Origin of the sequence: Aminiphilus sp. (assembly GCF_029975095.1) — a bacterium.
Lineage (GTDB): Bacteria > Synergistota > Synergistia > Synergistales > Aminiphilaceae > Aminiphilus.
The window spans coordinates 1-3,288 of the sequence record NZ_JARKPW010000094.1; the positions used below are offsets into that span (position 1 = coordinate 1).

The 3,288-nt window shown below is 57.8% G+C and carries 4 protein-coding genes; all 4 read left to right on the top strand.

What is annotated here, in order from left to right:
• The coding region (locus Q1K49_RS05680; protein WP_300523794.1) for an FAD-dependent oxidoreductase at positions 1-912 on the top strand (912 nt) is incomplete at its 5' end.
• Positions 912-2,171, top strand: a complete 1,260-nt coding sequence (locus Q1K49_RS05685) for an FAD-dependent oxidoreductase (protein WP_300523797.1) — start codon at positions 912-914, stop codon at positions 2,169-2,171. The genes Q1K49_RS05680 and Q1K49_RS05685, both read left to right, overlap by 1 nt.
• Before the next feature lie 5 nt (positions 2,172-2,176).
• On the top strand, positions 2,177-2,566 hold the full coding sequence (locus Q1K49_RS05690) for a DUF1667 domain-containing protein (protein WP_300523799.1): 390 nt from the start codon (positions 2,177-2,179) through the stop codon (positions 2,564-2,566).
• Positions 2,567-2,649: 83 nt separating this feature from the next.
• Positions 2,650-2,910: an HPr family phosphocarrier protein gene (locus Q1K49_RS05695; RefSeq protein ID WP_300523802.1), complete on the top strand. Its 261-nt coding sequence runs from the start codon at positions 2,650-2,652 to the stop codon at positions 2,908-2,910.
• The last annotated feature ends 378 nt before the right edge of the window (positions 2,911-3,288 follow it).

Consider the following 3,288-nt stretch of genomic DNA (forward strand, 5'->3'; position numbering starts at 1 on the left):
GGTGTCGAGACGACCAAGGGACGCTTTCTCGCACCGGTGGTGATCAATGCGGCGGGAGTTCATGCGGGGGAGATCTCCCGGATGGCCGGAGAAGAGAGCGTGCGCATCCGGCCCACCAGAGGGGAGTATTTTATCACGGACAAAACGGTGGGACACCTCGTGAAGGGATTCTTCTTCGCCTGTCCGAGCACGAAGGGAAAAGGAATCACCGTTGCAAGCACTGCCGAGCATAATCTGCTCATCGGTCCGACCTCCACGCCGCAGACCGATTTGGAAGATACCTCTACAACGATGAAGGGACTTGAAGAGGTGCTCGATGGGGCGAGGAAACTTGTTCCGGACATTCCTCCGGGAGCGGCTATCACCTCTTTTGCCGGCGTAAGAGCCAACACGTTCTCCGGCGATTTCAACATCGCCGTTCTCCGAAAGCCCCGAGGCTTCGTCAATGTTGCGGGAATCAAATCTCCGGGTTTTACCAGCGCGCCTGCTATCGCGCTCCACGTGGTGGAGATGCTCCGGGAGGAGCTTTCCGACAGGGTGATCATGACGCCCAATCCGCATTTTGTTCCCGAAAGAACACACATCCCCCGATTCGCGGAACTCTCCATGGAGGAGCGAGAGGCACTCGTGCGGCGGGATCCCCGCTTTGCTCAGATCGTCTGTCGCTGCGAGACCGTCACGGAAGCACAGGTTGTAGAAGCCATTCGGCGAGGTGCCCGTACGGTTGCGGCGGTCAAGATCTGGACAAGAGCGGGGGCTGGGCGTTGTCAGGGCGGATTCTGCGGGCCTCGCGTGGCGGACATCCTCGCCAGAGAACTCGGAATTCCCCTTGAGGAAGTGACTCGGCACGGCGGGCACTCGAGGCTTCTCGTGGGGCGTACCAAGGAGTATTGGTTCAGGGGGAACGAATGATGACAGACATCAGAATCGATGTGGCGGTCATCGGGGCGGGTCCTGCGGGCGTCGCCGCCGGAATCGGTGCACGGGAGGCCGGTGCGGAACATGTGGTCGTCTTCGAAAGAGACTGGGATCTGGGGGGAATCCTGCAGCAGTGCATTCACCCAGGATTCGGCCTGCACACCTTCAAGGAAGAGTTGACAGGGCCGGAATATATGCACCGGTGGATTGAACGGGCACACGGTGCAGGGGTCACGTTTCGGACGAACACAATGGTGTTCAGGATGGAGGAAGACGGATCTTTCTGGACGATGAACCCCGACGAAGGGATTCAGCATGTCCACGCAGGAGCAGTCGTTCTGGGCATGGGGTGCCGGGAGCGCCCTCTCGGCGCCATTCGTGTTCCCGGCAGCAGGCCTGCCGGCATTTACACGGCGGGGACGGCCCAACGCTTTGTCAACATGGAAGGCTACATGCCGGGAAACCGCGTGGTGGTTCTCGGTTCGGGGGACATCGGTCTCATCATGGCCCGGAGAATGATGTGGGAAGGTGCCTCCGTGGAGGGGGTTTTCGAGATCATGTCCTGGCCGGGGGGCCTGCGGAGGAACATTGCGCAATGCCTCGACGACTACGGCATTCCCTTCCACCTGGATCACACAGTCACCCAGGTGCACGGAAAGGACCGCCTTGAGGGTGTGACCGTGGCGAAGGTCGATGCGAACAACAAAAAGCCCATCCTCGGAACAGAGCGGTTCGTCGCGTGCGATACGCTGCTTCTCGCGGTGGGATTGATCCCGGAGAACGAGCTTTCCCGTATGGCAGGGGTTCAGATCCATCCCGTGACGGGAGGACCTGTGGTCAATCAGTGTCTGCAGACAACGCGAGAGAACGTGTTTGCGGCGGGAAACGTGGTGATCGTCTATGACCTTGTGGATTGGGTCAGCGCGGAAGGATACAAGGCTGGAAAAAACGCGGCGTTGTTCGCTCTCGACGGATTACCCAAGGCGACGCGCCGTTTCGATGTCCGAGGTGGGGACAATGTTCGCCTTTTCTCCCCCCAGTGGCTTTCCGATCAGGAGGATGCGACGATTTTCCTTCGCGTGACGAAACCTGTCGAACAACGGTGCCGCGTTACCGCTGATCATGGTTTGTTCTCCAAAACGTTGCGTTATGCGCGTCCGGGAGAGATGAACGAGGTGCACATCAAGGCGGAGCAGTTGCGGATGTTGCCTCCGGATGTCAGAGAAATCATCGTTGACGTCGAGGAGGAGTGAGAGTCATGACGCAGCGTGAAACGAGAAAGTTCATCTGTGTTTCCTGCCCGGTGGGATGCATGCTCACCGTACACATGGAAGAGGGGCGGATCGTGAAAGTCGAGGGCAACGCCTGTATGCGTGGCGAGGCCTACGCAGAGGCGGAGGTACGAAATCCCACACGTGTCTTTGCCAGCACCGTCAAGGTTTCCGGGGGCTTGCTTCCGGTTGTGCCTGTGCGGAGCAGGAGTGCCGTTCCCAAGGAAAAGCTGTTCGATATTGCCCGAGAAGTGGCCCGAGTCGTCGTCGAGGCCCCTGTCAAAATCGGCCAGGTCGTCCTCGTCGATGTCTGCGGGACGGGCGTGGATATCGTCGCAAGTCGCTCCCTCGAAGCGGAGGAGAAGCGAGCCGGCTGAAGAGTGGGTGACGTATCGGACGTATCGTGGGAAACTGTCTTGCAAGAACGTAGAGAAAACGTGCAGGAGGAGAGTGGAATAGGGTGAATCAGCGGATCGTGGAGGTAAAAAACCCTCATGGGTTGCACGCCAGGCCCGCGGCGCTTTTTGTGCAGAAAGCCGCATCCTTCCCTGGAAAAATCGTGGTCGAAAAGGGGGGCAAGGAGGCGGATGCCAAGAGCATCCTGGGAATCATGAGTATGGGCATCGAATGTGGCGATACGATCACCCTCAAGGGCGAGGGCGACCAAATCGAGCCGGTGTTCGACGCTCTCGAAGCAATCGCACAGGACACATCTCTCTGAACGTTTCTGGAAAGCGTGCCCGTTTTTCCAAAAGAGCTCTTTCTTCGTTGTTCCCCTTGTGCTTTGAGGGAGGAAAACGAGGAAGGCGCTCTTTCTTTTTTGCGTGGCACTTTTGATTGCGGTATCGGCGTTCCCGTTCACTCCTTCTCGCAGGCTGTGTATCCCGGTCTGTGAAAATCCTCCTGATCAAAAATATTTCAAAAAATCCCCTTGCTTCTTCATTTTCAAGTGTTTCAAAAAGATCAGTAAAAGTCAGGTATAAAAAAGGAAGAAGAGGGGGTTGACGTGAAGTAACGAGGCTGGTAGTATCTCCCCTGCGCGCTCCGGAAGGGCCGCGAGGTAACAGCACCTTGACAAGTTCGAAGGCAGCAGAGAGAG